Origin of the sequence: Shimia fortis (assembly GCF_040225985.1) — a bacterium.
Classification (GTDB): domain Bacteria; phylum Pseudomonadota; class Alphaproteobacteria; order Rhodobacterales; family Rhodobacteraceae; genus Shimia.
The window spans coordinates 1-466 of record NZ_JBBPEU010000045.1 but is presented as its reverse complement, the minus strand read 5'-3'; the positions used below and the strand labels follow the sequence as shown (position 1 = coordinate 466).

The following is a 466-nucleotide window of genomic DNA, read 5'->3' as shown; positions in this document are numbered from 1 at the left end:
TGGTGCCGGTGCCGAACAAGAACGTGTTCACAAAAGTGCCCGACGCGTCGTTGAACAGGAACGTGTTGCTCCCGCCACCGCCGAACAGCAGGTCCGTTCCCAAGGTGCCGGACGCCTGCAAAGTGTCATTGCCGCTGCCACCATAAAGGCTCACGCTTTCGCCTGCCATGGTCCCACTGATCAGCGTGTCGTCGAAATCGCTGCCATTGACCCGTTCGAACCCGCCAACAACAAGCGCGTCGCCATCATGCGAGCCGGTGCCGCTGGCCAGGTCGACAACCACATCGGTGGTCGCGTTCGACAAATCAAGCGTGTCCGTTCCGGTCCCGCCAAGCATCGTGTCGGCACCGCCATGGTAGACAATCGTGTCATTGCCACCCGCGCCGTCGATGTTGTCATCGGCAACCGTCCCGGTGATGCTGTCGTCGCGCGACGAGCCGAGGATCGAGACATGCTCGCCTTGGCC

The 466-nt window shown here is 62.0% G+C and carries 1 protein-coding gene; it reads right to left on the bottom strand.

The window, feature by feature from the left end; genetic code table 11:
• Positions 1-466: calcium-binding protein (locus tag WNE31_RS18425; RefSeq protein WP_463407449.1), on the bottom strand; the 466-nt coding region annotated here is incomplete at both ends.